At 71.6% G+C, this 25464-nt stretch carries 25 protein-coding genes; 19 read left to right on the forward strand and 6 right to left on the reverse strand.

The window, feature by feature from the left end:
- Positions 1-103: 103 nt before the first annotated feature.
- On the reverse strand, positions 104-289 hold the full coding sequence (gene rpmB / locus ACZ6R6_RS34525) for a 50S ribosomal protein L28 (protein ID WP_012894387.1): 186 nt from the start codon (positions 287-289) through the stop codon (positions 104-106).
- Between the two features lie 197 nt (positions 290-486).
- Between rpmB and ACZ6R6_RS34530 the strand changes: the two genes are divergently transcribed.
- The 12 genes from ACZ6R6_RS34530 to ftsY all read left to right on the forward strand — a co-directional run bounded on the left by ACZ6R6_RS34530 (position 487) and on the right by ftsY (position 14676).
- A complete protein-coding gene (locus ACZ6R6_RS34530; protein WP_470100517.1) occupies positions 487-2052 on the forward strand; it encodes a DAK2 domain-containing protein in 1566 nt (521 codons plus the stop codon).
- Positions 2053-2297: 245 nt separating this feature from the next.
- Positions 2298-4469 carry an ATP-dependent DNA helicase RecG gene (gene recG / locus ACZ6R6_RS34535; RefSeq protein ID WP_470100519.1) on the forward strand — a complete coding sequence of 724 codons (2172 nt, stop codon included), beginning with the start codon at positions 2298-2300 and terminating at the stop codon, positions 4467-4469.
- 392 nt (positions 4470-4861) lie between these two features.
- Positions 4862-5431, forward strand: a complete 570-nt coding sequence (gene rsmD / locus ACZ6R6_RS34540; RefSeq protein ID WP_470100521.1) for a 16S rRNA (guanine(966)-N(2))-methyltransferase RsmD — start codon at positions 4862-4864, stop codon at positions 5429-5431.
- Positions 5432-5446: 15 nt separating this feature from the next.
- Positions 5447-5923: a pantetheine-phosphate adenylyltransferase gene (gene coaD, locus ACZ6R6_RS34545; protein ID WP_031158615.1), complete on the forward strand. Its 477-nt coding sequence runs from the start codon at positions 5447-5449 to the stop codon at positions 5921-5923.
- Positions 5924-5989: 66 nt separating this feature from the next.
- A complete protein-coding gene (locus tag ACZ6R6_RS34550) occupies positions 5990-6544 on the forward strand; it encodes a YceD family protein (protein WP_470100524.1) in 555 nt (184 codons plus the stop codon).
- 1 nt (position 6545) lies between these two features.
- Complete coding sequence (gene rpmF, locus ACZ6R6_RS34555) at positions 6546-6725, forward strand: 50S ribosomal protein L32 (protein WP_012894381.1); 180 nt, start codon at positions 6546-6548, stop codon at positions 6723-6725.
- Between the two features lie 257 nt (positions 6726-6982).
- On the forward strand, positions 6983-7666 hold the full coding sequence (gene rnc / locus ACZ6R6_RS34560) for a ribonuclease III (RefSeq protein WP_306875551.1): 684 nt from the start codon (positions 6983-6985) through the stop codon (positions 7664-7666).
- A 19-nt stretch (positions 7667-7685) separates the two neighbouring features.
- Positions 7686-8555: a bifunctional DNA-formamidopyrimidine glycosylase/DNA-(apurinic or apyrimidinic site) lyase gene (mutM, locus tag ACZ6R6_RS34565; protein ID WP_470100526.1), complete on the forward strand. Its 870-nt coding sequence runs from the start codon at positions 7686-7688 to the stop codon at positions 8553-8555.
- On the forward strand, positions 8552-8827 hold the full coding sequence (locus tag ACZ6R6_RS34570) for an acylphosphatase (RefSeq protein WP_470100528.1): 276 nt from the start codon (positions 8552-8554) through the stop codon (positions 8825-8827). The genes mutM and ACZ6R6_RS34570 overlap by 4 nt, the downstream gene beginning before the upstream one ends.
- 188 nt (positions 8828-9015) lie before the next feature.
- Positions 9016-9210, forward strand: coding sequence for a hypothetical protein (locus ACZ6R6_RS34575; protein ID WP_012894377.1), 195 nt, complete (start codon positions 9016-9018; stop codon positions 9208-9210).
- 552 nt (positions 9211-9762) lie between these two features.
- Positions 9763-13446 (forward strand): chromosome segregation protein SMC, encoded by a 3684-nt coding sequence (gene smc / locus ACZ6R6_RS34580; protein WP_470100530.1) that lies wholly within the window; start codon positions 9763-9765, stop codon positions 13444-13446.
- Positions 13447-13554: 108 nt separating this feature from the next.
- Positions 13555-14676, forward strand: coding sequence for a signal recognition particle-docking protein FtsY (ftsY, locus tag ACZ6R6_RS34585; protein ID WP_470100587.1), 1122 nt, complete (start codon positions 13555-13557; stop codon positions 14674-14676).
- Positions 14677-14890: 214 nt separating this feature from the next.
- Here the strand turns inward: ftsY and ACZ6R6_RS34590 are convergent, their stop codons facing one another.
- From ACZ6R6_RS34590 to ACZ6R6_RS34600, 3 genes are read right to left on the reverse strand one after another with little or no spacing between them, the layout of a single operon-like run.
- The gene (locus ACZ6R6_RS34590; RefSeq protein WP_470100532.1) at positions 14891-15673 is read right to left on the reverse strand and encodes an ABC transporter ATP-binding protein; all 783 of its coding nucleotides are present in this window, start codon (positions 15671-15673) and stop codon (positions 14891-14893) included.
- Positions 15670-16770, reverse strand: coding sequence for a FecCD family ABC transporter permease (locus ACZ6R6_RS34595; protein ID WP_470100534.1), 1101 nt, complete (start codon positions 16768-16770; stop codon positions 15670-15672). Before ACZ6R6_RS34595 ends, ACZ6R6_RS34590 begins: the two co-directional genes overlap by 4 nt.
- Positions 16767-17819: a FecCD family ABC transporter permease gene (locus ACZ6R6_RS34600; RefSeq protein WP_470100536.1), complete on the reverse strand. Its 1053-nt coding sequence runs from the start codon at positions 17817-17819 to the stop codon at positions 16767-16769. The genes ACZ6R6_RS34595 and ACZ6R6_RS34600 overlap by 4 nt, the downstream gene beginning before the upstream one ends.
- 98 nt (positions 17820-17917) lie before the next feature.
- Here ACZ6R6_RS34600 and ACZ6R6_RS34605 point away from each other — a divergent pair, with 98 nt between their 5' ends.
- From ACZ6R6_RS34605 to ACZ6R6_RS34615, 3 genes are all read left to right on the forward strand, one after another.
- The gene (locus ACZ6R6_RS34605) at positions 17918-18922 is read left to right on the forward strand and encodes an ABC transporter substrate-binding protein (RefSeq protein WP_470100538.1); all 1005 of its coding nucleotides are present in this window, start codon (positions 17918-17920) and stop codon (positions 18920-18922) included.
- 226 nt (positions 18923-19148) lie between these two features.
- Entirely contained in the window at positions 19149-19535 is a 387-nt protein-coding gene (locus tag ACZ6R6_RS34610) for a hypothetical protein (protein WP_470100540.1), read from the forward strand.
- 12 nt (positions 19536-19547) lie between these two features.
- The gene (locus tag ACZ6R6_RS34615) at positions 19548-20447 is read left to right on the forward strand and encodes a hypothetical protein (RefSeq protein ID WP_470100542.1); all 900 of its coding nucleotides are present in this window, start codon (positions 19548-19550) and stop codon (positions 20445-20447) included.
- Between the two features lie 92 nt (positions 20448-20539).
- On the opposite strand, the gene ACZ6R6_RS34620 is transcribed toward ACZ6R6_RS34615, so the two are convergent.
- Positions 20540-20995: a YbaB/EbfC family nucleoid-associated protein gene (locus ACZ6R6_RS34620; RefSeq protein ID WP_470100544.1), complete on the reverse strand. Its 456-nt coding sequence runs from the start codon at positions 20993-20995 to the stop codon at positions 20540-20542.
- Between the two features lie 102 nt (positions 20996-21097).
- Positions 21098-22174: a PLP-dependent cysteine synthase family protein gene (locus ACZ6R6_RS34625; RefSeq protein ID WP_470100546.1), complete on the reverse strand. Its 1077-nt coding sequence runs from the start codon at positions 22172-22174 to the stop codon at positions 21098-21100.
- Between the two features lie 278 nt (positions 22175-22452).
- On the opposite strand from ACZ6R6_RS34625, the gene ACZ6R6_RS34630 reads away from it, so the two are divergent.
- The 4 genes from ACZ6R6_RS34630 to ACZ6R6_RS34645 all read left to right on the forward strand — a co-directional run bounded on the left by ACZ6R6_RS34630 (position 22453) and on the right by ACZ6R6_RS34645 (position 25368).
- Positions 22453-23040: a sigma-70 family RNA polymerase sigma factor gene (locus ACZ6R6_RS34630; RefSeq protein WP_043657805.1), complete on the forward strand. Its 588-nt coding sequence runs from the start codon at positions 22453-22455 to the stop codon at positions 23038-23040.
- A gap of 480 nt (positions 23041-23520) precedes the next feature.
- Positions 23521-23826: a hypothetical protein gene (locus ACZ6R6_RS34635; RefSeq protein ID WP_470100548.1), complete on the forward strand. Its 306-nt coding sequence runs from the start codon at positions 23521-23523 to the stop codon at positions 23824-23826.
- A 26-nt stretch (positions 23827-23852) separates the two neighbouring features.
- Positions 23853-24695 (forward strand): polysaccharide deacetylase family protein, encoded by an 843-nt coding sequence (locus ACZ6R6_RS34640; protein WP_470100550.1) that lies wholly within the window; start codon positions 23853-23855, stop codon positions 24693-24695.
- Positions 24696-24732: 37 nt separating this feature from the next.
- The gene (locus tag ACZ6R6_RS34645) at positions 24733-25368 is read left to right on the forward strand and encodes a DUF2461 domain-containing protein (protein WP_470100552.1); all 636 of its coding nucleotides are present in this window, start codon (positions 24733-24735) and stop codon (positions 25366-25368) included.
- The last annotated feature ends 96 nt before the right edge of the window (positions 25369-25464 follow it).

Raw genomic sequence — 25464 nt, forward strand, 5'->3', positions numbered from 1 at the left:
GGCCCCATAGACACCGGCCACCTGGGGCGGCGATCCCGTGGAGACGCCGGAAAGGCAACAGCCCGTCACCCCTTCCGGGGCGACGGGCTGCGAGGAAGCCTGACTATCGGGTGACCTTGCCGGCCTTGATGCAGGAGGTGCACACGTTCAGCCGCTTCGGCGTGCCGTTCACCACTGCGCGCACGGGCTGGATGTTCGGGTTCCAGCGGCGGCGGGTGCGGCGGTGCGAGTGGGAGACGTTGTTGCCGAAGGTCGGCTTCTTAGCGCAAACGTCGCAGACGGAAGCCACGGTTCGCTCCTTTTATCAGTCGATAGGCTCGATCCGCCGCACAAGCAGGCGGTCATCGGGCACGCCGGGACAACCGGCTGGCCACACGAGGGTATCCGATGTCCGGCCCTGCATGCCAACACGGGCCGCCATGACTGGCCGAACGGGGATAATCTCCAGAGCAACCGTAGCGCATACCGGAAGGGTGGAGGGCAGGCATGCTGCAGGTTCTCGACCCGCCGGCGGTCCGGCGGTGGTCACGGCTGGCCGCCGAGACGCTGGGGAAGGCGCGCGAGGAGATCGACGCGCTCAACGTCTTCCCCGTGCCCGACGGCGACACCGGCACCAACCTGCACCTGACCATGCTCTCCGCGGCCGAGGCGCTCGACGGGCTGCCCGGCGACGCCGACGCGGCGACCACCTGGCAGACGCTCGCGCAGGGCGCGCTGCTCGGCGCCCGCGGCAACTCCGGAGTGATCGTCAGTCAGGCGCTGCGCGGCCTCGCCGAGGTGCTCAGGGCGGCCGAGGGGCGGGGCGCCGATCTCGGGCGCGGGCTGGTCAGAGCCGCCGAGCTGGCCCGCGGCGCGGTGGCCAGGCCGGTCGAGGGCACGGTCCTCAGCGTGCTGACCGCGGTCGCCGGGGCCGTGCGCGGCTTGACGGGAGACCTCGCCTCGGTGGCCAGGAGGGCGGCCGACGAGGCGCGCTCGGCGCTCCGCCGCACCCCGGACCAGCTCGACGTGCTCGCCCGCAGCGGTGTGGTGGACGCGGGCGGGGCCGGGCTGGCGATCATCCTGGAGAGCCTCGCCGCGGTGGTCACCGACTCCTACACCGGGCGGGTCGACATCCCGGCGCCGGCCCACAGGGTCGCCCCGGAGGTGGGGGAGGGCCCCGGCTACGAGGTCATGTATCTGCTCGACGCGGACGAGGCCGCGGTCGGCGCGCTCCGCGGCGAGCTGGACGCGCTCGGCGACTCCCTGGTGGTCGTGGGCGGCGACGGCCTGTGGAACGTGCACGTCCACGTGGACGACGCGGGGGCGGCGATCGAGGCGGCCATGCGGGTGGGCCGGCCCCACCGGATCAAGGTGACCTACCTGGTCGGCTCCGGCCGGACCCACCCGGCGGCCCGGGGGCGGGGCGTGGTGGCCGTGGCCGCCGGGCCCGCGCTGGGCGCCGTGTTCGAGCAGTCGGGGGCGGTGGTGGTCCGCCGGGAGCCCGGCTCCAGCCCGCCCCTGGCGGCGGTGCTGGCCGCGATCCGCGAGGCCGGCACGGAGGTCGTGGTGCTGCCCAACGACAGCGGGACCCGCGAGGTCGCGGCGGCCGCCGCCGAGATCGCCCGTGAGGAGGGGCTGGTGGTCAGCGTGCTGCCCACCAGGGCCTCGGTGCAGGGTCTGGCGGCGCTGGCCGTCCACGACCCGCTGAGGCGCTTCGACGACGACGTGGTGGCCATGACCGAGGCGGCCGCGCACACCCGCCACGGGCACGTCTGGGTGGCCGACCGGGAGGTGATGACGAGCGCGGGCCTGACCGTGCCGGGAGACGTCCTGGGCGTGATCGACGGCGACGCCGCCGTGATCGGCACCGGCCTCGTGGACACCGCCCTTGAGATCACCCGCCGCATGGTGTCGGCGAGCAGTGAGCTGGTGACCATGCTCCAGGGCGTCAACGCGCCGGAGGGGCTGGCGCGGGCCGTACAGGACCATCTGGCCGCGACCAGGCCCGACGTCGAGGTCGTCCTGTACGAGGGCGGGCAGGGCGGCTACCCATTGCTCATCGGCGTCGAGTGAGCCCGGCGCCGCGGCGGCCGGGGAGGCGGGCGGTCGGGGGACGGTACGGCGGGCCGGTGACGGGCCGGGACGGTGCGGTGCGGCGCGGCCGGTGACGGACCGGGCGGAGACGGTGCGGTGACGGACCGGGCGGAGGCGGTGCGGCGCGGCCGGGGCGGAGGCGGTGCGGCGCGGCCGGTGACGGGTGGTGAGCGGGCAAGGGGCGCCGCGTGAATTCTGTCGCCCGGACGCGGTAGAAACTTGGGGTGACGAGCTTTGACGAGCCGCTGGCGAAGGCACTGGACCCCAAGACGGCCAAGCTGCTGGAGAGCGTCCTCGACCTGCGCACCGTCGGCGACCTGCTGCGGCACTACCCCCGGCGTTACGCCGAGCGCGGCGAGCTGACCGATCTCGACGACCTGCAGGTCGACGAGCACGTCACCGTGGTGGGCGAGGTCACCAGGGCCATGCGCAAGCCGATGCGCAACAAGGGCGGCACCTGGCTGGAGGTCGAGGTCGTCGACGGCCGGCGCAGCCGGATCTACCTGTCGTTCTTCGGCAAGGCCTCCCACATCGCCGAGACACGGCTGCGGCCGGGCAGGCGGGGCATGTTCGCGGGGAAGGTCGGCGCGTTCGGACAGGGCGACAAGCGCAGGTGGCAGCTGTCCCACCCCGAGTTCGAGATGTTCGACGAGAGCGAGGCCGGAGCCGAGGAGTTCGCCGCCGCGCTGGTGCCGATCTACCCGGCGGGCAAGGACGTGACGCCCTGGGCGATCCGCCGGGCGCTGGGGGTCGTCCTCGACACCATGGGCCCCCTTGACGACCCGCTCCCGGCCGAGCTGCGGGCCCGGCACAAGCTGCCCGGCCTGGCCGAGGCGCTCCTGGCGATCCACCGGCCGCGCGATCACGGCGACGTGACCCGGGCCCGCAAACGGCTCAAGTTCGACGAGGCGTTCCTGCTCCAGGCCGTGCTGCTGCAGCGCCGGATGGCCGCCGCCTCCTGGCCCGCCACGCCCCGGCCCGGGCGCGGCGACGGGCTGCTGGCCGACTTCGACGGGCGCCTGCCGTTCCAGCTCACCGAGGGGCAGCAGAGCGTGGGGGAGGAGATCGCGGCCGACCTGGCCCTCGCCCATCCCATGCACCGGCTGCTGCAGGGCGAGGTGGGCGCGGGCAAGACCGTCGTCGCGCTGCGGGCCATGCTCCAGGTGGTCGACGCCGGAGGGCAGGCCGTGCTGCTGGCGCCCACCGAGGTGCTCGCCCAGCAGCACCACCGGTCGATCTCGGCCATGCTCGGCGACCTGGCCGCCGGCGGCATGTTCGGCGGCACCGCGGTCGCCCTGCTGACGGGCTCGCTGGGCGCGGCGGCCCGCCGCTCGGCCATGCTCGACGCGGCCTCGGGCACCGCCGGGATCGTGGTCGGCACCCACGCGGTGCTCCAGGAGCGCGTGCAGTTCGCCGACCTCGGTCTGGTCGTGGTGGACGAGCAGCACCGCTTCGGTGTCGAGCAGCGCGACGCGCTCCGCGAGAAGGCCGGCGGCGGGCGTCCGCACGTGCTGGTCATGACCGCCACCCCGATCCCGCGCACGGTCGCCATGACGGTCTTCGGCGACCTCACGGTCTCCACGCTCTCCCAGCTCCCCTCCGGGCGCGCCCCGATCACCACGCACGTGGTGCCCGCCGCCGAGAAGCCGCACTTCCTGGACCGCACCTGGACGCGGCTGCGCGAGGAGGTCGAGCTCGGCCGGCAGGCATACATCGTCTGCCCGCGCATCGGCGACCTGGAGGGGGACGAGGGCGACCTGTCGAAGGACGACGACGAGCGGCGCCCGCCGCTGGCGGTGCTGGAGGTGGCCGAGATGCTGTCGGAGGGTCCGCTGCGGGGCCTGCGCACGGCGGTGCTCCACGGCAAGCTGCCGCCGGAGGAGAAAGACGCCGTGATGCGGGCCTTCACCCGGGGCGAGGTCGACGTCCTGGTGGCGACCACGGTCATCGAGGTCGGCGTCGACGTCCCCAACTCCTCGGTCATGGTCATCATGGACGCCGACCGGTTCGGCGTCTCCCAGCTGCACCAGCTCCGCGGCCGGGTCGGCCGTGGCGGACTGCCCGGCCTGTGCCTGCTGGTGACCGACTCCCTGGGCGGCACCCCGGCCCGCCAGCGGCTCGACGCCGTGGCGGCGACCCTCGACGGCTTCGAGCTGTCCCGGGTCGACCTGGAGCAGCGCCGCGAGGGCGACGTGCTGGGCGTGGCCCAGTCGGGCCGCAGGTCGTCGCTGAAGATGCTCCAGCTCCTGCGTGACGAGGACGTCATCCACGCCGCCCGCCAGGACGCCGAGGCCATGCTGACGGCCGACCCCGACCTGGCGGGGCACCCCGTCCTCCGGATGGAGATCGACAGGCTCCTGGCCGACGAGCGCGCGGAATATCTCGAGAAGACCTGAGGATCGGAAGGGGGCCGCCGGCGGTGCGGCGGGATGTGGGGCGGACGCCCAACTGCGGGGACGGCCTCCCCCCGAATGCCGTCCCCGCCTGGGCCCACTCTCGGGTCAGGTGCCGAGAGCACCGGCGTGCGGAAGGGCTCACGATCACGCCGGTCGGCCTCCCCCTGGGTCACTTGGAGGCCGCACGACTCATCATGCAAGGCGTCGGGACCGGGTGGAACGACCCTTGCGCTTTCGTCGCCACTCCTTGCCCACTCTTGACCTAGATCACCTCCCCAGACCCTTTTGACCTGCGGTTATGCGATCCGCCGCGACACGCCGGGCTGCCGGGACGGGCCGTTGGCCAAGATTGTGGGACGAGGGGTGACATCCGGCACTGAGACAATGGGCGGGTGAGTCGAGTCATCGCGGGGAGCGCAGGGGGGCGGCGGCTGGCCGTGCCGCCGGGGCGGGGGACCCGCCCCACGAGTGACCGGGCCCGGGAGGGCATCTTCTCCACGGTGGGGTCGCTGCTCGGCGCGCTGGACGGGGCGAGGGTGCTGGACCTCTACGCCGGCTCCGGCGCGGTCGGGCTGGAGGCGCTGTCCCGGGGGGCGGCCCACGCGCTGCTGGTGGAGTCCGACGCCAAGGCGGTCCGGACGATCAGGGCGAACATCACGACCCTCGGGCTCCCGGGGGCCGTGCTCGCCGCCGACCGGGTCGAGCGGGTGCTGGAGCGGGGCACCGAGGAGCCCTACGACCTCGTCTTCGCCGATCCGCCCTACGTGATGACCGACGGGGCGGTGGAGGCGGTGCTCGGGCAGCTGCGAGATCGCGGCTGGCTCGCGCAGGACGCGCTGATCGCGGTGGAGCGGGAGAGCCGGGGGAAGGACCTGGTGTGGCCCACCGGATACGAAGAGGAGAGGGTCCGTCGTTACGGCGAAGCGTCCGTTTGGTACGGTCGCGCCGCCGGGAATCCATAGAGCAGGGGGTTCGCCTTGCGTCGCGTTGTCTGTCCGGGATCGTTCGATCCCGTTACCAACGGCCATCTGGACATCATCGGCCGGGCCTCCCGGCAGTACGACGAGGTCGTCGTAGCCGTCCTGATCAACATCGAGAAGAAGAGCCTGTTCACGGTCGAGGAGCGCATCGAGATGCTCCAGACCGTCACCAAGGAGTACGGCAACGTCCGCGTGGACAAGTTCCACGGCCTGCTGGTGGACTACTGCAAGCAGCAGGAGATCCCCGCGATCGTCAAGGGCCTGCGCGCCGTCAGCGACTTCGACTACGAGCTCCAGATGGCCCAGCTCAACTACCGGATGTCGGGGGTCGAGACGCTGTTCATGGCCACCGGCCCGGAGGTGTCCTTCCTGTCCTCCAGCCGCATCAAGGAGATCGTCCGATACGGTGGGAGCGTGGCCGGCCTGGTCCCGGACCTCGTGCAGGAGCTTCTGGTCGAACGGCTCAGGGGTTAGCTCCTGGTATTCTCTTGTTTTGGCCTTGCACAACGGCGTTGATTCGCCATGCCTGATGAGAGCGGAATGACTCTGCACAGCCTCGATCCTCGAGCCCCCTGGGTGATATCCACCCACGATCTGGGCAGGCGACCGGGTTCGATGCTCCGGATCACCCGCACTCTCCCGGCACCGGCGGAGATCGGCGTTGAGATGATCGGTGTCCCCAAGGACGCCGATGTCGAGCTGGAGATCCGGCTTGAGGCGGTCATGGAAGGCGTGCTCGTCACGGGCACGGCGCAAGCCCCGCTGCGGGGGGAGTGCGCGCGGTGCCTGGAGCCGGTCATCTCGGATACCGAGGTGAGCTTCCAGGAGCTGTTCTTCTACTCGGCGGAGGATGCCGCCGAGGGTGACTCGATCCTCGACGGTGAACTGCTCGATCTTGAACCCACGTTCCGTGACGCGGTGGTGCTCACACTGCCGCTGAGCCCGGTCTGCAGTGAAGACTGCGCGGGGCTCTGTACGGAATGCGGGGTCAGGCTCGCGGATGCCGAGCCTGACCACGGGCACGAGGTGATCGACGCACGCTGGGCCAAGCTGCAAGGTCTGATTCCGGAACATAACAACGATCAGGAGAGCTGACGTGGCTGTCCCCAAGCGCAAGATGTCGCGGAGCAACACTCGCTCCCGCAGGTCGCAGTGGAAGGCCGCCGCGGTCTCGCTCGTGAGCTGCCCCCAGTGCCGCTCGCCGAAGCGTCCGCACGTGGCGTGCCCGACCTGCGGCACTTACAACCGCCGTCAGGTGATCGAGCCCTCCGCCTGATCGCATGCTGACCGACGGACGCCGGCCGGGCCCTCCGGTCCGGCCGGCGTAACCGTCTGCACACCAATGCGATGGCGGTCCGCCCGCGGCTGTGGTGGACGCCGGGGTCCGCGATGACGCGTACCCTCCCGGCGCCCACCACGTCTTCGGGCATCTCTCGTCCCCCTTCGCCATCGCGCATTCGAACGAGAAACGTGCGAGGAGAAGACGTGGGTACGAGCGTTAAGCCAGTTGCCGTCGAGTCCGTCAGGGACGAGCTGGAGCGGGTCCTCTCGGTCCGGCTGGACGTCGCGATCCTGGAGCGGGCGATGACGCACCGCTCCTACGCCTACGAGAACGGCGGCCTGCCCACCAACGAGCGCCTGGAGTTCCTCGGCGACTCGGTGCTGGGCCTGGTGGTCACCGACACCCTCTACCGCAACCACCCGGACCTGCCCGAGGGGCAGCTCGCCAAGCTCAGGGCCGCGGTGGTCAACATGCGCGCCCTCGCCGACGTGGCCCGCACGCTGGGCCTGGGCCGGTTCCTGCGGCTGGGCCGGGGCGAGGAGGGCACCGGGGGCCGCGACAAGTCCTCGATCCTCGCCGACACCCTTGAGGCGCTCATCGGCTCGGTCTACGTCAACAGGGGGCTGGACGAGGCGTTCCGCGTGGTCCACCTGCTCTTCGACCCCCTCATCACCCGCTCGGCCTCGCTGGGCGCCGGACTCGACTGGAAGACCTCGCTCCAGGAGCTCACCGCCTCCGAGTCGCTCGGCGTGCCCGAATACCACGTCGAGGAGAGCGGCCCCGACCACGCCAAGTCCTTCACCGCCGTCGTCCGTCTCGGCGGCGAGGAGTACGGCTCCGGCTCCGGCCGGTCGAAGAAGGAGGCCGAGCAGCAGGCCGCGGAGGCGGCCTGGAACCGGATCCGCCAGGACCGGGACAAGCGCGAAGCCAGCTGAGCCGTTCAAGGAGGGGCGCATGCCCGAGCTGCCCGAGGTCGAGGTCGTCCGGCGAGGTCTGGAGCGCTGGGTGTCCGGGCGGGTGGTCGCCCACGCCGAGGTGCTGCACCCGCGGGCGATCCGGCGGCACCTCCCCGGCGCCGAGGAGTTCTCCGCCCGTCTGAAGGGCCGGGTGATAGGCCCGGCCGAGCGCCGGGGCAAATACCTCTGGCTCCCCCTGGACGGCGGCTCCGACGCGATCCTGGCGCATCTGGGGATGAGCGGCCAGCTGCTGGTGGTGGAGCCCGGCGCGGCCCTGGAGAAGCACCTGCGCGTCCGGATCGGCTTCACCGACGGCGGTCCCGACCTGCGCTTCGTCGACCAGCGGACCTTCGGCCACGTGCTGTTGACCGTGCTGGTCCAGGCCGGCGGCCGTCCCGTGCCGGAGCCGATCACGCACATCGCGGCCGACCCGTTCGAGGAGCACTTCGACGAGGAGCTGTTCGGCCGCCGGCTGCGGGCCAGGCAGACCGAGATCAAGCGGGCGCTCCTGGACCAGTCGCTGATCAGTGGCGTCGGCAACATCTACGCCGACGAGGCGCTCTGGCGGGCCCGGCTGCACGGTGCCCGGCCCACCGGGGCGCTGACCCGGCCCAAGATCGCCGAGCTGCTGGGCGCCGCCCGTGAGGTGATGGCCGCGGCGCTGTCGGAGGGCGGCACATCCTTCGACAGTCTCTACGTGAATGTCAATGGCGAGAGCGGTTACTTCGACCGCTCGCTCGCGGTGTACGGCAGGCGGGACGAGCCCTGCCGGAGGTGCGGCACTCCGATCATCAGGGAGTCGTTCATGAACCGCTCCTCCTACAGCTGCCCCCGCTGCCAGCCCCGTCCGAGGAAGGCCCGGTCATGACGGAGGTCCGGTTGACCGCCTGGGCCCGGGGCCGGGTGCAGGGCGTGGGTTTCCGCTGGTGGACGCGGGCACGGGCGCTGGAGCTCGGCCTGGTCGGCTGGGCGCGGAACACCGCCGACGGGCGGGTGGAGGTCGTGGCGGAGGGTTCGGAGGAGTCCTGCGTCAGACTGCTGGAACTGCTCCGTGGCGGCGACACGCCGGGCCGCGTCGACGGGGTCGTCGAACGCTGGAGCGAGGCGAAGGGAGGATCCACTGGTTTTGTGGAGCGCTAACCGTTCCTTTAACTCCCCAAAATGGGGTATATTTTACCGTCGGGAGTGCCCACAGGTGCATCCGAGCGGAGCGTTCAACTTGACCGTCTCCCTCACCAGTGCGACTCTTGATAAGAACCACGCGCACCCCTCCCGCGGCAAGAAGTGCGCGAACCAGTCTGGTCACTCAGCGTGGAGGACCCTTAACCATGGCGAAGGCTCTACTCGGCCACGTCGGCGGTCCTGACCCTCGTATGGTCTCGGAAATGCGCCGTCTCCAGCAGCGTATCCGTGATCTCGAGGCAGAGCTCACCCGGCTCCAGGCCCAGAACGACGAACTCGCGGCCAGCACCCGTGATGAGGCGTTCACCCGCCTGCAGGATCGTGAGCCGGCCCTCACCTAAGGGGCCGGGACGAACACACTGTCCAGGGACGCCTCTCCGGGGCGTCCCTTGTCATATCCGTCGTCACCGGGGAGCCGTCACCCACGGCCTCCCACGCGGTGCGAGGAGAGAGCGGACCGCCCCGGGAGCCTCCGGCGGCGGTAGGCCGCGTATCCAGCCATCCGCCAGGGATCTCGCCCTCGGCGGCGGCCGGCCCATACCCGCAGGCGCCCGCCAGGGATCCCGCCTTCGGTAGCGGTCCGTCATGCCCGCAGGCGCCCGCCGGGGGTCCTCACCCTTGGCGGCCGACCCATGCCCACGGCCACCCGCCGAAGATCTCGCCCTTGGCGGCGGACCGGGTCCATCCGTCCGTGCGGGGCGCCACGCGCGGTGCGGGGCCGTGTCCGCGCGGGGACCCAGGCGGTGTACAGGCGGGCGCGGGTGAAGAACGGTAGTCTTCCCAGGCGGGCGGACCGGCTGTGCGACGGGGGAGGATCCCGGCCGCCGGCGCCCGAGCCGTGACGCCCGACGCCGCGGCCGAGGTGAGCGCACCGGGGAATGGGGGGTTCCTGCATGTATCTGAAGACCCTCACCCTGCGCGGGTTCAAGTCCTTCGCCTCGGCCACCACCCTCCGTTTCGAGCCGGGCATCACCGCGGTCGTCGGCCCCAACGGGTCCGGCAAGTCCAACGTGGTCGACGCCCTGGCCTGGGTCATGGGCGAGCACAGCGCGAAGTCGCTGCGCGGCGGGAAGATGGAGGACGTCATCTTCGCCGGGACCTCCTCGCGGGCCCCGCTGGGCCGCGCCGAGGTCACCCTCACCATCGACAACACCGACGGCGCGCTGCCCATCGACTACACCGAGGTCACGATCAGCCGCCTGATGTTCCGGGCGGGGCAGAGCGAATACGCCATCAACGGCGACACCTGCCGCCTGCTCGACATCCAGGAGCTGCTGTCGGACTCGGGCATCGGCCGCGAGATGCACGTCATCGTCGGGCAGGGCCAGCTCGACCAGGTGCTGCACGCCGGCCCCGAGGACCGCCGGGCGTTCATCGAGGAGGCGGCGGGCGTCCTGAAGCACCGCAAGCGCAAGGAGAAGGCGCTGCGCAAGCTCGACGCGATGCAGGCCAACCTGACCCGCGTCCAGGACCTCGCCACCGAGCTGCGCCGCCAGCTCAAGCCGTTGGGCCGCCAGGCCGAGATCGCCCGCAAGGCCGCCGTCATCCAGGCCGACCTCCGCGACGCCCGGCTCCGGCTGCTCGCCGACGACGTGCTCACCCTGCGGACCACGCTGGAGCGGGAGACGGCCGACGAGGCCGCCGTCCTCGCCCGCCGTACGGCGGTGGAGGCCGAGCTGGAGCAGGGCCAGCTCGCCGAGACCGAGCTGGAGGCCGCCGAGGCCGAGGCCCAGCCGCGCCTGGCCGCCGCGCAGGAGACCTACTTCCGCCTCTCCTCGCTCCGCGAGCGCCTCAGGGGCCTGGCCGGGCTCGCCGCCGAGCGGCACCGTCACGCCACCGACACCGCCGTGGAACGGCGTGGGCGTGACCCGGAGGACTTCGAGCGCGAGGCCGAGGAGGTCCGGGAGCAGGAGCGGGTCCTCGCCGAGCTGCTCGCCGAGGAGCAGGAGACCCTCGCCAGGGCCGTGGCCGAGCGCGCCGAGACCGAGGGCGCGCTCGCGGCCGAGGAGCGGCGGTTGGCCGCCGCGGCCAGGGCGGCCGCCGACCGGCGCGAAGGGCTGGCCAGGCTCCGGGGCCAGGTCGGCGCCGCGCGCAGCCGGGCCGGGGCCGCCGAGGAGGAGATCGGCCGGCTGGCTCGCTCCCTGGAGGAGGCCGAGCAGCGCGCCGAACGCGCCCAGGCTGAGCACGACAGCCAGGAGCAGGCCGACCCGGCCGCCGACCCCGCCCTCACCGAGGAGCTGGAGATCGCCCTGGAGACCGTCGACCAGGCCAGGCAGGCCGTCGACCAGGCCAGGGCCGTGGTGGAGGAGGCCAAGTCGGCCGTCGCGGGCCCGGACGCCGGCCTCGGCGCGGCCAGGGCCGCCCTGACCACGGCGCGCCGCGCCGACCAGGAGGCGCAGCGCCAGGTCGCCGCGCTGGAGGCCAGGTTCGAGGCGCTGGAGTTGAGCCTGGCCAGAGGCGCCGACGGCGGCGCGGCGCTGCTCGCGGCCGACCTGGCGGGGGTGCTCGGCCCGGTGGCCGCCATGCTGGCCGTCCGGCCGGGCGCCGAGGTGGCCGTCGCCACCGTTCTGGGCGCGGCCGCCGAGGCCGTCGCCGTGGAGTCCCTGCAGAGCGCGGCCGACGCCATCGACTTCCTGCGGAGCGCGGGTGGCGGCCAGGCGTCCCTGGTCATCGCCGCGGACGGGGCGCAGAGCCCGGCGGGCCCCGTGCCGGTGGCCGGCGCCGAATGGGCGGTCGACCTGGTCACCGTCCCGCCGGAGCTGCGGGCCGCCGCCGCCCACCTGCTGGGGGGCGTGCTCGTCGTCGACGATCTGGCGACCGCCAGGAAGGCGGTCGACCAGCGGCCGGAGCTGCGGGCCGTCACCCGCTCCGGTGACCTCCTGGGCACTTACGCGGCCCGGGGCGGCTCGACCGGCGGCGCCTCGGCCCTCCAGGTGCGGGCCGCGCTCGACGAGGCCGTCGCCGACCTGTCCACGGCCAGGGTGGCCGCCGAGCAGGCGGCGACGGCGCTGGAGGAGGCCGCCGAGGCGGAGGGGGAGGCGCAGCTCGCGGTCGAGGCCGCCCAGGCGGGCGTGGCCGAGGCGCAGACGGGCGTGCAGACCGCGCAGGCCGGGGTCAACGCGGCGCAGGCCGCCCTGGACCAGCTCCGGGCCCGGCAGCGCGACGCCGACCAGCAGGCCGCCGCGGCGGCCAGGCGGCTGGCCCAGCTCGGCGCGGCGGCGCAGGCCGCCAGGGACGAGTGCGAGCGGCTGGCCGGGGGCGTGCGTGCGGCGCGGGAGGCACGTGACCAGGACGCGGCCGGGCTGGCCGAGCTTGAGGAGCGGCTCGCCGCCGCCGAGGCCGCCGAGGGGCTGGAGACCGAGCCCGGCACCGAGATCCGTGACGAGCTCGCCGAGGTCTGCGCGGCGGCCCGGCAGGCCGAGATGGAGGCCCGCCTGGCCGTACGGACGGCAGAGGAGCGGGTCAGGGGTCTGGAGGGCAGGGCCGACGGGCTGATGCGCGCGGCCGAGCGGGAGCGCGAGGAGCGCTCCAGGGCCGCCGTCCTGCGGGAGCGGCGGCGCAGGCAGGCGCAGGTGGCCCAGGCGGTGGTCCGGGGGACCGAGCTGACGCTGCGGTCGCTGGAGGCATCCCTGGCCGGCGCCGCGGCCGAGCGGGACGAGGCCGAGCAGGCGCGCGGGCAGATCGACGCCTCGCTCAAGTCCGTCCGGCTCCGGGTCCGCGAGCTGTCCGGGGAGCTGGACAAGCTGGTCAACCGGGCGCACGGCAGCGAGGTGGCCAGGACCGAGCAGCGGATGCGCCTTGAGCAGCTGGAGGCGCGGGCGGTGGAGGAGTTCGGCGTCGAGGCTCACACGCTCGTCGCCGAATACGGCCCGGACGAGCCGGTCCCCACGGTGGACGGCGATCCGGTGCCCTACGTCCGGGAGGAGCAGCAGAAGCGGGCCAAGGCGGCCGACCGGCAGATGGCCCAGCTCGGCAAGGTCAACCCGCTCGCGCTGGAGGAGTTCGCGGCGCTGGAGGAGCGGCACGCCTTCCTCAGCTCGCAGCTGGAGGACCTGAAGAAGACCCGGCGCGACCTGCTGCTCGTGGTCAAGGAGGTGGACGACCGGGTCGAGCAGGTCTTCACCGCCGCCTACCACGATGTGGCCCGCGAGTTCGAGACGATCTTCACGCGGGTGTTCCCCGGCGGTGAGGGCAGGCTGCTGCTCACCGATCCGGAGAACATGCTGACCACCGGCGTCGAGGTCGAGGCCCGGCCGCCGGGCAAGAAGGTCAAGCGGCTGTCGCTGCTGTCCGGCGGCGAGCGGTCGCTGACCGCCGTCGCCTTCCTCGTCTCCATCTTCAAGGCGCGACCCTCGCCGTTCTACGTGATGGACGAGGTGGAGGCCGCGCTGGACGACACCAACACCCAGCGCCTGCTGACCCTGTTCGAAGAACTGCGACAGACGTCACAGATCATCATCATCACCCACCAGAAGCGCACGATGGAGATCGCCGATGCCCTGTACGGCGTGTCGATGCGGGGTGACGGCGTCACCCAGGTCATCAGTCAGCGGCTGAGAGAACACGAGTCCGTCTGACCCCCAGGGGGTCGGAGCATCCCGGGCCGTCTGGAAAACTGTGGTCTTGTGGAACCCTTCGGCATAATCGCGATCGTTGTCGTCATCGCCCTACTGGCGGCAGGCGGCATGTTGCTGCTGTTCAAGCGGCCTGGGGGCAAGGTGGCTCCGCCCGCCGAGCCGCCGCAGGTGCTGCCGATCCCCAAGGAAGGGGAGCAGGCGCCCCCCAGGGGAGCCACCGATGACGACGCGGCGACCACCACTCTCCCGCCCCCGCCGGTCAAGCCGGCCGAGCCCGTGGTCGCCGGCCCGGTCATCGAGATCCCGCCGCCGTCCGCCGGCCGGATGGTACGGCTGCGCGCCAGGCTGGCCCGCTCGCAGAGCACCCTCGGCAAGGGGCTCCTGGAGCTGCTCTCCCGCGACCGTCTCGACGACGACACCTGGGACGAGATCGAGGAGACCCTGATCACCGCCGATGTCGGCGTCGCGCCCACCCGGGCGATGGTCGAGGAGCTGCGCACCCGCGTGAAGGTGCTGGGCAGCCGGACGCCGCAGGAGGTGCGCGCCCTGCTCAAGGAGGAGCTGCTCACCCAGCTCGGCGTCGACCTGGACCGCACCCTGCACGTCAGGGCGCACGGCGAGCGCCCGGCCGTGGTGCTCGTGGTCGGCGTCAACGGCACCGGCAAGACCACCACCACCGGCAAGCTGGCCCGCTCCCTGATCGGTGACGGCAACAAGGTCGTGCTCGGCGCGGCCGACACCTTCCGCGCCGCCGCCGCCGACCAGCTCCAGACCTGGGGAGACCGGGTCGGGGCCGAGGTCGTGCGCGGCCCGGAGGGCGGCGACCCCGCCTCGATCGCCTTCGACGCCGTAGCCAAGGGCATCGAGGACAAGGTCGACGTGGTGATCGTGGACACCGCCGGGCGGCTGCACACCAAGACCGGCCTGATGGACGAGCTCGGCAAGGTCAAGCGCGTCATCGAGAAGAAGGCCACGGTGGACGAGGTCCTGCTCGTCCTCGACGCCACCACCGGCCAGAACGGCATGCGCCAGGCCCGGGTGTTCGCCGAGGTCGTGGACGTCACCGGCATCGCCCTGACCAAGCTCGACGGCACCGCCAAGGGCGGCATCATCATCTCCGTCCAGCGCGAGCTGGGCGTCCCGGTCAAGCTCGTCGGCCTCGGCGAGGGCCCCGACGACCTGGCCCCGTTCGACGCCGAGGTCTTCGTCGACACGCTCCTCGGAGACTGATCACCTCCGCCCGGAGGGCGCCCCCGTGCCGCGGGGGCGCCCTCCGGGCGGAGGCCTCCGCGCGCCCGCCCGTGAAGCCTCCCCAGCGGGCGGCTCCGGCACCGTATGTTCTGCGGACGTCTCCGGCGCCGTACGCCGGTCAACGCTGTAAGCCGATCAACGCCGTGCGCCGGTCGACGCCGTAAGCCGGTAGCCGGTCGACGCCGTGCGCCGATCAGTGCCGCACGCCGACCGGGACGACCAGCGGGGTCCCGGCCACCGGATCCTCGATCACCTTGGCGTCCAGGTCGAAGACCTCCGCGAGGAGGGGCTCGGTGAGGACCTCGTGCGGCGGCCCGGCGGCGACGACCCTGCCTCCGCGCATGGCGACCAGGCGGTCGGCGTAGCGGGCGGCGAGGTTGAGGTCGTGCAGGACCATCACCACCGTGCGGCCGAGCTCGCGGTGGAGCCTGCGGACCAGCTCCAGGACCTCGACCTGGTGGGCCAGGTCGAGGAAGGTCGTCGGCTCGTCGAGCAGGAGCAGGTCGGTGCCCTGGGCCAGGGCCATCGAGATCCACGCGCGCTGGCGCTGCCCGCCGGACAGCTCGTCCAGCGGGCGCTCCCCCAGGTCGAGCAGGCCGGTCATGGACAGCGCCTCGCTGACCGCCGACTCGTCGTCGGAGGACCACTGCCGGTACCACGTCTGGTGCGGGTGCCGCCCCCTGGCCACCAGGTCGGCCACCGTCAGCCCCTCCGGCGCGCTCGGAGCCTGCGGCAGCACGCCGAGGACCTTGGCGACCTCCTTGGTCGGCATCCTGTCGATGCGCTTGCCGTCCAGCAGCACCTCGCCGCCCGAGGGCCTGAGCAGCCGTCCGAGCGCGCGCAGCAGCGTTGACTTGCCACACCCGTTCGGCCCGATGATCGTGGTCACGGTCCCGGCCTCGATCCCGAGATCGAGCCCGTCGACGATGACGCGATCGCCGTACCCGAGCCTTACGTCGACGGCCTGCAGTCTCACGAGCGTCCCTCCTTGCGCACACGGATCAGGAGATAGATCAGATAGGGGGCGCCGAGGACCGCGGTGACCACGCCCACCGGCAGCTCCGCGGGGCTGAACAGGGTCCGCGCGATCAGGTCGGCCGCGGCGGTCAGGACGGCTCCGGCGAGGGCCGAGACGACCAGTGGCGGCTGGGCCACCCCGGCCAGGCGCAGCGCGATCTGCGGGGCGGCCAGGGCGACGAACGAGATGGGCCCGGCGGCGGCGGTGGCCACCGCGGCGAGCAGGACGGCGGCGAGGATCATCAGGCCCCTGGCGAGGTTCATCCGGATGCCCAGACCGGTCACGGTGTCGTCGCCGAAGCGCAGCGCGCCGAGCGAGCGGGTGCCGACCAGGGTCGGCGGGATGAGCACGGCGAGCGCGATCGCGACCGGGAGCACGTGCTCCCAGCCCCGGCCGTTCAGCGAGCCGCTGATCCAGACCATGGCCCGGCTGCTGTCGGTGACGTCCCCGACGGTCAGCAGCCAGTATTTGACGTTGGTGAACACCGCCGAGACGCCGATGCCGACCAGCACCAGGCGGTAGCCGTCCAGTCCCTTGCGCCAGGCCAGCAGGTAGACCGTCAACGCCCCGACCAGGCCGCCGAGCAGGGCCATGAGGGGGATGCCCACCTCGGCCAGGGCACCGCTGGCGCCGCCCGCGGTGCTCCCGGCGGCCACGATGATCGCGACGACGGTCACACTGGATCCGGTGGTGACGCCGAGGATGTCGGGGCTGGCCAGCGGATTGCGGGCGATGGCCTGGGTGATCGCGCCGGCCAGGGCGAGGGCCGCGCCGACGAGGACGCCGGTCAGGGCCCGGGGGAGCCGGAGTTCCATCACGACGAAGTGGTCCGGGCCGTCGCCGGTGACCGCCTGGAAGACCTGCGGGACGCTCATCGGGATGTCGCCGATGCGCATGCCGAGCGCCATCAGCAGCACCGCGGCGGCCAGCAGGATCAGGGCCACGACGGCGGAGCGCAGGCGCAGCAGCCAGGACGCGGAGCCGATCCGCAGCGGCCGCTCGTGCGCGAGCCGTACCGGGCGCTCACGCGGCGGCCGGGTGGGGGAGGAGGTCACAGGCGGACCGGCTTTCTGCGGCGGACCAGGAAGACGAAGAACGGGGCGCCGATGAGGGCGAGCACGACGCCGACCTCCAGCTCGCCGGGGCGGGCGACCACCCGGCCGATCACGTCGGCGAAGAGCAGGGCGGCGGCGCCGATCAGCCCGGAGTACGGCAGCAGCCAGCGGTGGTCCGGCCCGGACAGCGGGCGGGCCAGGTGGGGGACCATCAGGCCGAGGAAGGCCAGCGCGCCGCAGGCCGCGACCGAGGCCCCGCTGAGCAGGGTGATGGCGGCCACGCCGACGACGCGGGTCAGGGTGACGTTCTGGCCGAGGGCGCGGGCGACGTCCTCGCCGAGGGACAGGGCGTTGAGGCCGGGTGTGTTGACCATCGCCAGCAGCAGGCCGGTGGCGATGAACGGCAGCACCTGCCAGACGACGTCACCGCCCCGGCCCGCGATCGAGCCCGCCTGCCAGAAGCGGAAGACGTCCATGGCCTGCTCGTCCATCAGGACCAGGGCCGAGGTGAGGGCGTAGAGGAAGGCGCTGACCGCGGTGCCGGCCAGGGCCAGGGTCACCGGGGTGGGGCTGCCGCGGCCGCCGGCCATGCCGAGGGCGAAGACCCCCACGCTGGCGATCAGGGCCCCGGCCAGGCCGAACCAGATGTAGCCGTACAGATTGGTGACGCCGAGCACCATGATGCTGAGCACCATCGCGAACGCCGCGCCCTGGGTGACGCCGAGCAGGCCGGGGTCGGCCAGCGGGTTGCGGGTGTGGCCCTGCATGAGCGCGCCCGCGACGCCGAGCGCGACCCCGGCCAGGACGCCGACGGCGGTCCGGGGGATGCGCAGCGAGCGGATGACGATGTCGTTCTCGGTGCCGGTCGGCCCGGTCAGCGCGTGCCACACCTCATCCAGCGGGACCGGCTTCGCGCCGATCGTGACGCTCAGCACGACCGTCACCGCCAGGGCGCCGAACAGCCCGACCAGCACAAGCAGGCGGTGCCGGTGGACCGCCCGGAGCCTTCCGGGCGACGGCGGCCGTGCGGCGGCTACCGCTGTGCTCACCTCTGCTCCTCTCATTTGCCGGACCCCGCATGAGTATGTCAGTTTTAGGTATGGCTAAGCTAAATTAGGTTGGCCTTACCTTGAAGGGAAGCTGTTCGATGAGAGCGTTGCGGGTCTTGACCGTGGGCGTGGCGGGAGCCGTACTCTCCCTTGGCCTCGCCGCCTGTGGATCGACCACCACCACGGCGGACGCCGGTCAGACGGCTCCGGCCCCGGCGGCGAGCGACGCGGCCGCCTTCCCCCGCACGGTCAAGCACGCCATGGGTGAGACCCAGATCGCGGCCCAGCCCAAGCGGGTGGTGGCCCTCGACCAGAGTTTCGTGGACGCGGTGCTGACCCTGGAGACCGACGTCGTCGGCTTCACCAGCTACCGGACGATCGACGAGAAGCTCCCCGACTATCTGGCCCCGGTGCTCGGCCACGCCAAGGAGGCCAAGTCGGTCGGCACCCTGGAGCAGCCGAGCCTGGAGCAGATCATCGCGCTCAAGCCCGACCTGATCGTCTCGGCCAAGGTCCGGCATGAGGCACTCTACGACAAGCTCTCGAAGATCGCACCGACGGTGTTCAGTGAGACCACGGGCGCCATCTGGAAGGAGAACCTCAAGCTCATGGGTCAGGCCCTGGGCAAGGAGGACCTCGCCGAGCAGACGATCAAGACCTACCAGGACCGGGCCGCCAAGATCGGCGAGTCGATCAAGGCCAAGGACGGCGAGCTGCCCACCGTCTCCGTCGTCCGCTTCGCCGGTGAGCCGACCGTCCGCCTCTACGTGGAGAACTCCTACTCCGGCCTGGTGCTGAAGGACGTCGGCTTCCCCCGCCCCGAGGGCCAGCCGACCGCCACCGACACGATCGCCGTGAACATCAGCCAGGAGAACATCTCCCAGCTCGACGCCGACCACATCTTCGTCGCGGCCTACTCCGACCCGGCGGTCGAGCCGATCAAGAAGAAGTTCGAGGCCAACCCGCTCTGGGGCAAGCTCAAGGGCACCAAGCACGACGTGGCCGACGTCACCTGGATGAGCGCCGTCGGCATCCAGGGCGCCCACGCCATCCTCGACGACCTCGCGGGGTTCTTCGAGGTAGACCCGGCCAAGGCCGCCTGACGCCTGTCCGGTCACCGGCCCGGCGCCCCTTCGTGGGGCGCCGGGCCTTTTCCATGGCCCCTGAGCAGGGGCCGGCTTCCTTCCGCCTCACCGCGATCTGTCCCTATTTGTGAGGTGTTCACCGAAGATCACCATTTGTTTGCCGTACCGTTGTTGATCCTGATTTACTCGTTCCCGGCACATCGTCACATCGTTCACATGCGTCGCATCGGGAAGCGGGGGCGGGATGGTCGAAGTCGATTCGAAGGCGCTGGAGAAGGCTGCCAAGGAGTTCGTCGACGCGCTGCTCCCCATCGCGGAGAGCGTCAAAACCCTCGCCGACGGGACCCATCTGAGTCCGCTGGCGTGGGGCCCCATCGGGGCGGTCACGGTGGCCAACAACTACAACCCGGCCCAGGAATACCAGACCAAGCAGGCCGACGGCTTCGTCAACTCCCTCAACGGCATCAAGGCCGGCCTGCTCAGCGTGGTGATCCACTACATGGAGGCCAACCTCGCCTCCGCGAAGCAGAGCAACGAGACCGAGAAGATCATCGATCTTCAGGCGAGGCTGGAGACGAACAGGTCCTTCCTTGAGGAAGCGAAGAAGAAGAACCAGGGACTCACGGACTAGACGGGGTGTCGCATGCCAGGTGAAGAACTCGGGGTACTGGGCGCCTCGGAGCTCGGGGTCATCGGTGGGATGCTGGCCCTGGGCCGGATCGCGCCGAACTGGGCGGCCACCATGAAGAAGATCGACCTGGCCGGGAAGCTGGCGGCGCCGGCCATCGGGGCGGCGGCCATCTGGGCGCTCGCCCAGCCCTGGGACGACGACGCGATCTCCAAGGCGTGGAACGACTGGCGCACGGTGAACCTCAAGGTCCTGCATCTCAGGACCAGGGAGTGGGACCAGAAGCTCGCCAAGATCCAGGCGGCCTGGCCCGAGGGCGCCGACCGCCGTGCCTTCGACAAGTTCATGCAGATCGTCTACCACGAGGTCCAGCAGTTCGAGACCGCCGCCGGACAGATGGCCGGCGCGGTGCAGAGCGCCCAGTCCAACGTCAACCGCATCGTCAACACCTGCGGCCTCTTCATCGACTCCCTGCTGGCCATCATGATCTCCTCGGAGATCATGCAGCTGTTCGGGTACCGGGTGGAGGCCGCGGGCGACGTGCTGATCGCCCGGGCCAACTCCATGCCCGCCGGCGACCCCGCCACCGCCGCCCTCAAGATGAGTGCGATGATCAAGGGCGGCGAGGTCAAGGTGCGGGGGATGGGGATCCAGGCCAAGGCGACCGCCACGAAGCAGTCTTCCGCCCTGTTCCTCATGGGTGGGACGATCACCGCGGTCGTCGGCATCAGCGCGACCGTCCTGTTCAGCCTCGGAGACCTGGTCGGACTGACGAGCGCCGACAACCAGTTCCCGCAGCCCCAGGTCAACCTCGACAGCGGCGGCCTGCCGGGCGACGCGAGCAAGACGGACTTCGACGACATCAAGCGCGGCAGCGTCCAGCGCTCCGGCGACGAGGGCTGGTCCTACGTCTGACCCGCCCGGGCCCGCCCGGCGCCCCGCCGATCTCAGGCGGGACGCGGGATCGGCCCCGGTGGACCGCACGGCAGGCCGTGCGGTCCACCGGATCACCGGCCTTCGTACTCGGAGCGGATCTTCTGCAGCTCGCGCAGCGCCTCGGCGATCTGCGGATCGGAGTCGATGCGGGGGGTCAGCCCCATGCGCGGCAACCGGTCCTGCACCGAGTGGTTGAAGCCGTCCAGCTGGTTGGTCAGCGGCGACATCACCTCGCTCAGGCGCTCGGTGGCCCGGGTCTGCGCCTTCGTGGCGGCCTCCATGATCGCGTCCGCCAGCGCCTCGGAGCCCAGACGCATGGCCCGCGGGTCGATCTTCACGCCGATCAGCGAGCCCTCGGGGCCGACCTCGACCCGGACCAGACCGTCGGCGGCCTCTCCCTGCCCGTTCGCCTCGGAGAGTTCGTCGATCATCTTCTCGTACTGCTTGGAGAGCTTGCCGAAGCCCTCCAGCAGCCGGTCGACCTCAGGGTCGCCGCTCCGCCCGAAGTCACCGTAGGGCGTCGTCATATGCCCCTCCTCGCGAGTTCTTCAAGATCGATGCAAGTGGTGCTCACATTAGCGTCCAAACCTTAGCCCCAAAAGGAAATTCTGGTCGGGTGGGAGCGGAGGTCAGGGCTCGGTGAGGAAGGACCTCAGCCCCACCAGGTGGGGCTCGATGTCCAGGCCGTGTCCGGCGAGCCAGGCGTCGTTGTCGTAGGTGTCCCGGTAGCGCTCGCCGCCGTCGCAGATCAGGGTGACGACGCTGCCCTGCTCGCCCGCCTCGCGCATCTCCCGCAGGAGCTGTACGGCCGCCGCCACGTTGGTCCCGGTGGAGCCGCCGACGTCGCGGCCGGTGACCTCGCGGACCCAGCGCATGGCCGCGACGGAGAGGGCGTCGGGGACCTGGAGCATGCGGTCGATCACGGTGGGCATGAAGGACGGCTCCACCCGGGGGCGGCCGATGCCCTCGATGCGGGAGCCGGGGGCGGTGGCCGTGGCGTCGCCGGAGCACCAGGAGGAGTAGAACGCCGAACCCTCGGGGTCGACCACGGCCAGCCGGGTGGCGTAGCGCCGGTAGCGGATGTAACGGCCGATGGTGGAGGAGGTGCCGCCGGTGCCGGCGCCGACCACGATCCAGGCGGGCTCGGGGTGGGGCTCCATCTCCATCTGGCTGAAGATGCTCTCGGCGATGTTGTTGTTGCCGCGCCAGTCGGTGGCCCGCTCGGCGTAGGTGAACTGGTCCATGAAGTGGCCGCCGGTCTCGACGGCCAGCCGGTGGGACTCCTCGTAGATCGTTCCAGGGTCGTCCACCAGGTGACATTTGCCACCGTAGAACTCGATCAGCGAGATCTTCTCGCGCGAGGTCGAGGCGGGCATCACCGCGATGAACGGCAGGCCGATGAGCCGGGCGAAGTACGCCTCGCTCACCGCGGTGGAGCCGCTGGAGGCCTCGACGACCGTGGTTCTGGGACCGATCCAGCCGTTGGCCAGGCCGTACAGGAAAAGAGAGCGCGCGAGCCGGTGTTTGAGCGAACCGGTCGGGTGGACCGACTCGTCCTTCAGGTAGAGGTTTACCCCCCACCGCGAGGGAAGCGGAAAGACGTGGAGATGAGTGTCGCAGCTTCTATGGGCGTCGGCCTCGACTCGGCGGATGGCCTCGGCCACCCAGGTCCGGGTCTCGGGGTCGTGTCGATCCACGTATTTCATAGGGCTAAAGGTATCGCTAGCTGCGGTTATGTGATGATAGACACATGTTCAGTCAAATTGAAGGAGGGATGTTACGATAATGAGACTTGTCCGGCTGTAGGGCGTGTCGCACCCGCCACTGGCACAGCCACTGATGAACCCCCTGAGCAGGCACGATCACTCTTAACGGCACCTTTACCACGTGCGTGCGAGCATGCCGTAAGCCGTGGGGGAAGGTGCGTCGCGCCTGCACCGGACGGTGAGTGAGGGAATAGCAAGAGGGGGATGACGTGATCACGATGACCGAAGAGCAGCGCCAGGACTGGTTCGAGCGCGACGTTGTACCGGTCACCAACCAGCTCTACGCGTCCGCGATGCGTTTGACCCGTAACTCCGCCGACGCCGAGGACCTGGTGCAGGAGACGGTGACCAAGGCGTTCACCTCCTACCACCAGTTCCGCGAGGGCACCAACCTCAAGGCGTGGCTGCACCGGATCCTCACCAACAACTTCATCAACGACTACCGCAAGAAGCAGCGCTCGCCCAAGCTCTCGGCCACCGAGGAGATCGAGGACTGGCAGCTCGCCGCCGCCGAGTCCCACATGTCCTCCGGGCTCAAGTCCGCCGAGACCGAGGCGCTGGAGCAGCTGCCCGACAGTGCGGTGATGAACGCCCTGCGCGCCCTGCCCGAGGACTTCCGGGTGGCCGTCTACCTGGCCGACGTGGAGGGCTTCGCCTACAAGGAGATCGCCGAGCGGATGGGCACCCCCATCGGCACGGTCATGTCGCGTCTGCACCGCGGCCGTCGCCAGCTCCGGACGATGCTCGAGGACTACGCCATCGAGGAGGGCGAGTTCCGGCTGCCCGCGCAGCGGCAGGCCGCGTAGGCCCCGCGAGGCGTCTCGCGGGTGTTTGCGGGCGGCGGCGCGGCCACCCGGGCCGGACCCGCCGTCGTGGAGGGCGCCACCAACGCCGGCACCTCTGATCCTCGCGTCGCCGGGCCCTTGCAACGACCTGTGACCCTCGCGTCGCCGGGCCCTCGGAGAGGTCTGTGACCGTGGCGTGGCAAGGTCCCCGGAGAGCCCGCCGTGCCGTACGCCGCCGCGCGGACCGTCGCCGGCGCCACAGCGGTCGTTCTCCGCCTCGGCCCGGCACTTCACGGTGGTCGCCACCGGGCGCCAGAGGCTCCAGACCAATAGCGGCGAACCACTGTCCGGCGACAGGACGGAACCGCATCATTACAGTATGTCGCTTTCGGTCTCCCGTCCTGGCCTGCCCGCCCCCTCCCGTCCCGGCCTGCCCGCCCCGCCGGACGGCGGCCCCGCCCCCGGCCGACCGCTCCCGCCGCCCGGCCCGGGAGGTGGCGGGTGAACGGGCCGCGCGGGGAGATAGACCGGCTCCGCGCCGAGCTGGGGGACCTCGGTGTCACCGGCGTCTACGAGGTCGGGGACGACGGGATCCTGTCGGTCTGGATAGGGCTGGTCATCCGCTTCCGCGATGGTTTCTACCGTTGGCAGGAGGGGCCGGTGAAACGCCGTCACCTGGGCACCGACCCCGGCGGATGCGCCATCCGGGTGGCGCGTCGATACGCCGAACTACAGGCCGATGTCCCATCCTGGTGGAAGGACCTGGCCAGGATCCTGCGGGGGGACGCGGCCGAGGATTACCCGTAGCCCCGCATGGCCTCCTTGGGGGAAGCGTGCGGCTGTGGATCGTCCTGATCGCCCTGATGACGGGGGCCGGGGGATGCGCCGCGCCGGTCGCCGTGGTGGGGCCCGGGAGCGTGCCGGCGGCCGCCGCCCCCGCCACCCCGCCCCCGCCGGTCGACCTCGGCGCCCTGGCCGCCAAGCTGGCCGCGATCCAGCCGCAGTGGCCCAGGAGCAGGTATCCCGTCCCGCCCGGGAAGCGCCACATCGACTGCGGACGGATCAAGTGTGTGGCGCTGACCTATGACGACGGGCCGGGCGAACACACCGGGCAACTGCTCGACATCCTCGCCGGCCGCGGCGTCCGGGCGACCTTCTTCGTGATCGGCCGGATGGTGGCCGAGGGGGACGGCCCGTACAACCTCCGCCGGATGGTGACGGAGGGGCACGAGATAGGCAACCACACCTGGAGCCACGCGCAGCTCACCGCACTGTCGGAGGCCGGGATCAGGGGCGAGCTGAGCCGTACCCAGGGAGTCGTCCACCATGTGACCGGACGCTGGATGACCCTCATGCGGCCGCCGTACGGGGCCACCGGAAAGCGCGTCGCCGCCGTGGCCCGGGACAGGGGGCTCGCCCAGATCCTGTGGGACGTCGACACCAAGGACTGGCGCGACCGCGACAGCCTGATCGTCACGCGGCGGGCGAGCGCCGCCACGCCGGGCTCCGTCGTGCTCATGCACGACATCCACCCCACCACGATCGAAGCCGCCCCTCATGTGCTGGACCTGCTCGCCGCCCGGGGCTACACGTTCGTGACGGTCTCCGAGCTGTACGGCGGGAAACTCACCCCCGGCGAGGAGTACGGCGAGGACAGGGAGCCCGCCGGGCGGTGACGGGCCGATGTCGGTCGCGGGTGGAAGTATGGGCACCATGAGTTTCAGCGGCTTCCCCGACGAGGCCTTCCTGTTCTACGAGGGCCTGGAGGCCGACAACTCCAAGACCTACTGGACGCGTCACAAGCAGCTCTACACAGACATGGTCAGGGCGCCCATGACCGCGCTGGGCGAGGAGCTGTCCGCCGAGTTCGGCCCGGTGCACCTGTTCCGCCCGCACCGCGACGTCCGCTTCGCCAAGGACAAGTCGCCCTACAAGACCCACCAGGGCGCCTACGCCGCCACCGCCGACGCCATCGGCTACTACGTCCAGATCGACGCCGCCGGGCTGCACGCCGGCGCGGGCCTCTACTCGGCGCAGGGCGGCCAACTCGCCCGCTACCGTCAGGCGGTCGACGAGGAGCTCAGCGGCGTCCCGCTGGCGAAGATCGTGGACGAGCTCCGCGCGGCGGGCTACGAGATCGAGGGCGACCGGCTGAAGACTCGCCCCCGCGGCACCCCGGAGGGCCACCCCCGCCTCGACCTGCTCCGCCACAGATCCCTGCACGCCGGCCGCCGCTTCCCTCCCGAGCCGTGGGTCCACACCCCCGAGGTCCTCGACCGCGTCCGCGTGGTCTGGCGCGACCTCACCCCGCTCGTCGAGTGGCTCACCGCCCACCTCCCGGCGGACTAGCCGCCGCCCTTCACGGTCGGAGCCCGCGGGGCCGTGCGCCGGAGCCCGCGGGACCGTGAACCTGACGGGCCTGCTCCCCGACTGTGCAGGGTGAGG

This window comes from Streptosporangium sp. NPDC048886, assembly GCF_055586905.1.

What these genes read in the sequence shown, in the direction of transcription:
- ACZ6R6_RS34530 (WP_470100517.1), top strand. Translation starts at nt 487, where the DNA reads ATGCTGCAGGTTCTCGACCCGCCGGCGGTCCGGCGGTGGTCACGGCTG.
- ACZ6R6_RS34550 (WP_470100524.1), top strand. Translation starts at nt 5,990, where the DNA reads ATGACTCTGCACAGCCTCGATCCTCGAGCCCCCTGGGTGATATCCACC.
- mutM (WP_470100526.1), top strand. Translation starts at nt 7,686, where the DNA reads ATGCCCGAGCTGCCCGAGGTCGAGGTCGTCCGGCGAGGTCTGGAGCGC.
- ACZ6R6_RS34570 (WP_470100528.1), top strand. Translation starts at nt 8,552, where the DNA reads ATGACGGAGGTCCGGTTGACCGCCTGGGCCCGGGGCCGGGTGCAGGGC.
- ACZ6R6_RS34575 (WP_012894377.1), top strand. Translation starts at nt 9,016, where the DNA reads ATGGCGAAGGCTCTACTCGGCCACGTCGGCGGTCCTGACCCTCGTATG.
- smc (WP_470100530.1), top strand. Translation starts at nt 9,763, where the DNA reads ATGTATCTGAAGACCCTCACCCTGCGCGGGTTCAAGTCCTTCGCCTCG.
- ftsY (WP_470100587.1), top strand. Translation starts at nt 13,555, where the DNA reads ATGTTGCTGCTGTTCAAGCGGCCTGGGGGCAAGGTGGCTCCGCCCGCC.
- ACZ6R6_RS34605 (WP_470100538.1), top strand. Translation starts at nt 17,918, where the DNA reads ATGAGAGCGTTGCGGGTCTTGACCGTGGGCGTGGCGGGAGCCGTACTC.
- ACZ6R6_RS34610 (WP_470100540.1), top strand. Translation starts at nt 19,149, where the DNA reads ATGGTCGAAGTCGATTCGAAGGCGCTGGAGAAGGCTGCCAAGGAGTTC.
- ACZ6R6_RS34615 (WP_470100542.1), top strand. Translation starts at nt 19,548, where the DNA reads ATGCCAGGTGAAGAACTCGGGGTACTGGGCGCCTCGGAGCTCGGGGTC.
- ACZ6R6_RS34620 (WP_470100544.1), bottom strand. Translation starts at nt 20,995, where the DNA reads ATGACGACGCCCTACGGTGACTTCGGGCGGAGCGGCGACCCTGAGGTC.
- ACZ6R6_RS34625 (WP_470100546.1), bottom strand. Translation starts at nt 22,174, where the DNA reads ATGAAATACGTGGATCGACACGACCCCGAGACCCGGACCTGGGTGGCC.
- ACZ6R6_RS34630 (WP_043657805.1), top strand. Translation starts at nt 22,453, where the DNA reads ATGACCGAAGAGCAGCGCCAGGACTGGTTCGAGCGCGACGTTGTACCG.
- ACZ6R6_RS34645 (WP_470100552.1), top strand. Translation starts at nt 24,733, where the DNA reads ATGAGTTTCAGCGGCTTCCCCGACGAGGCCTTCCTGTTCTACGAGGGC.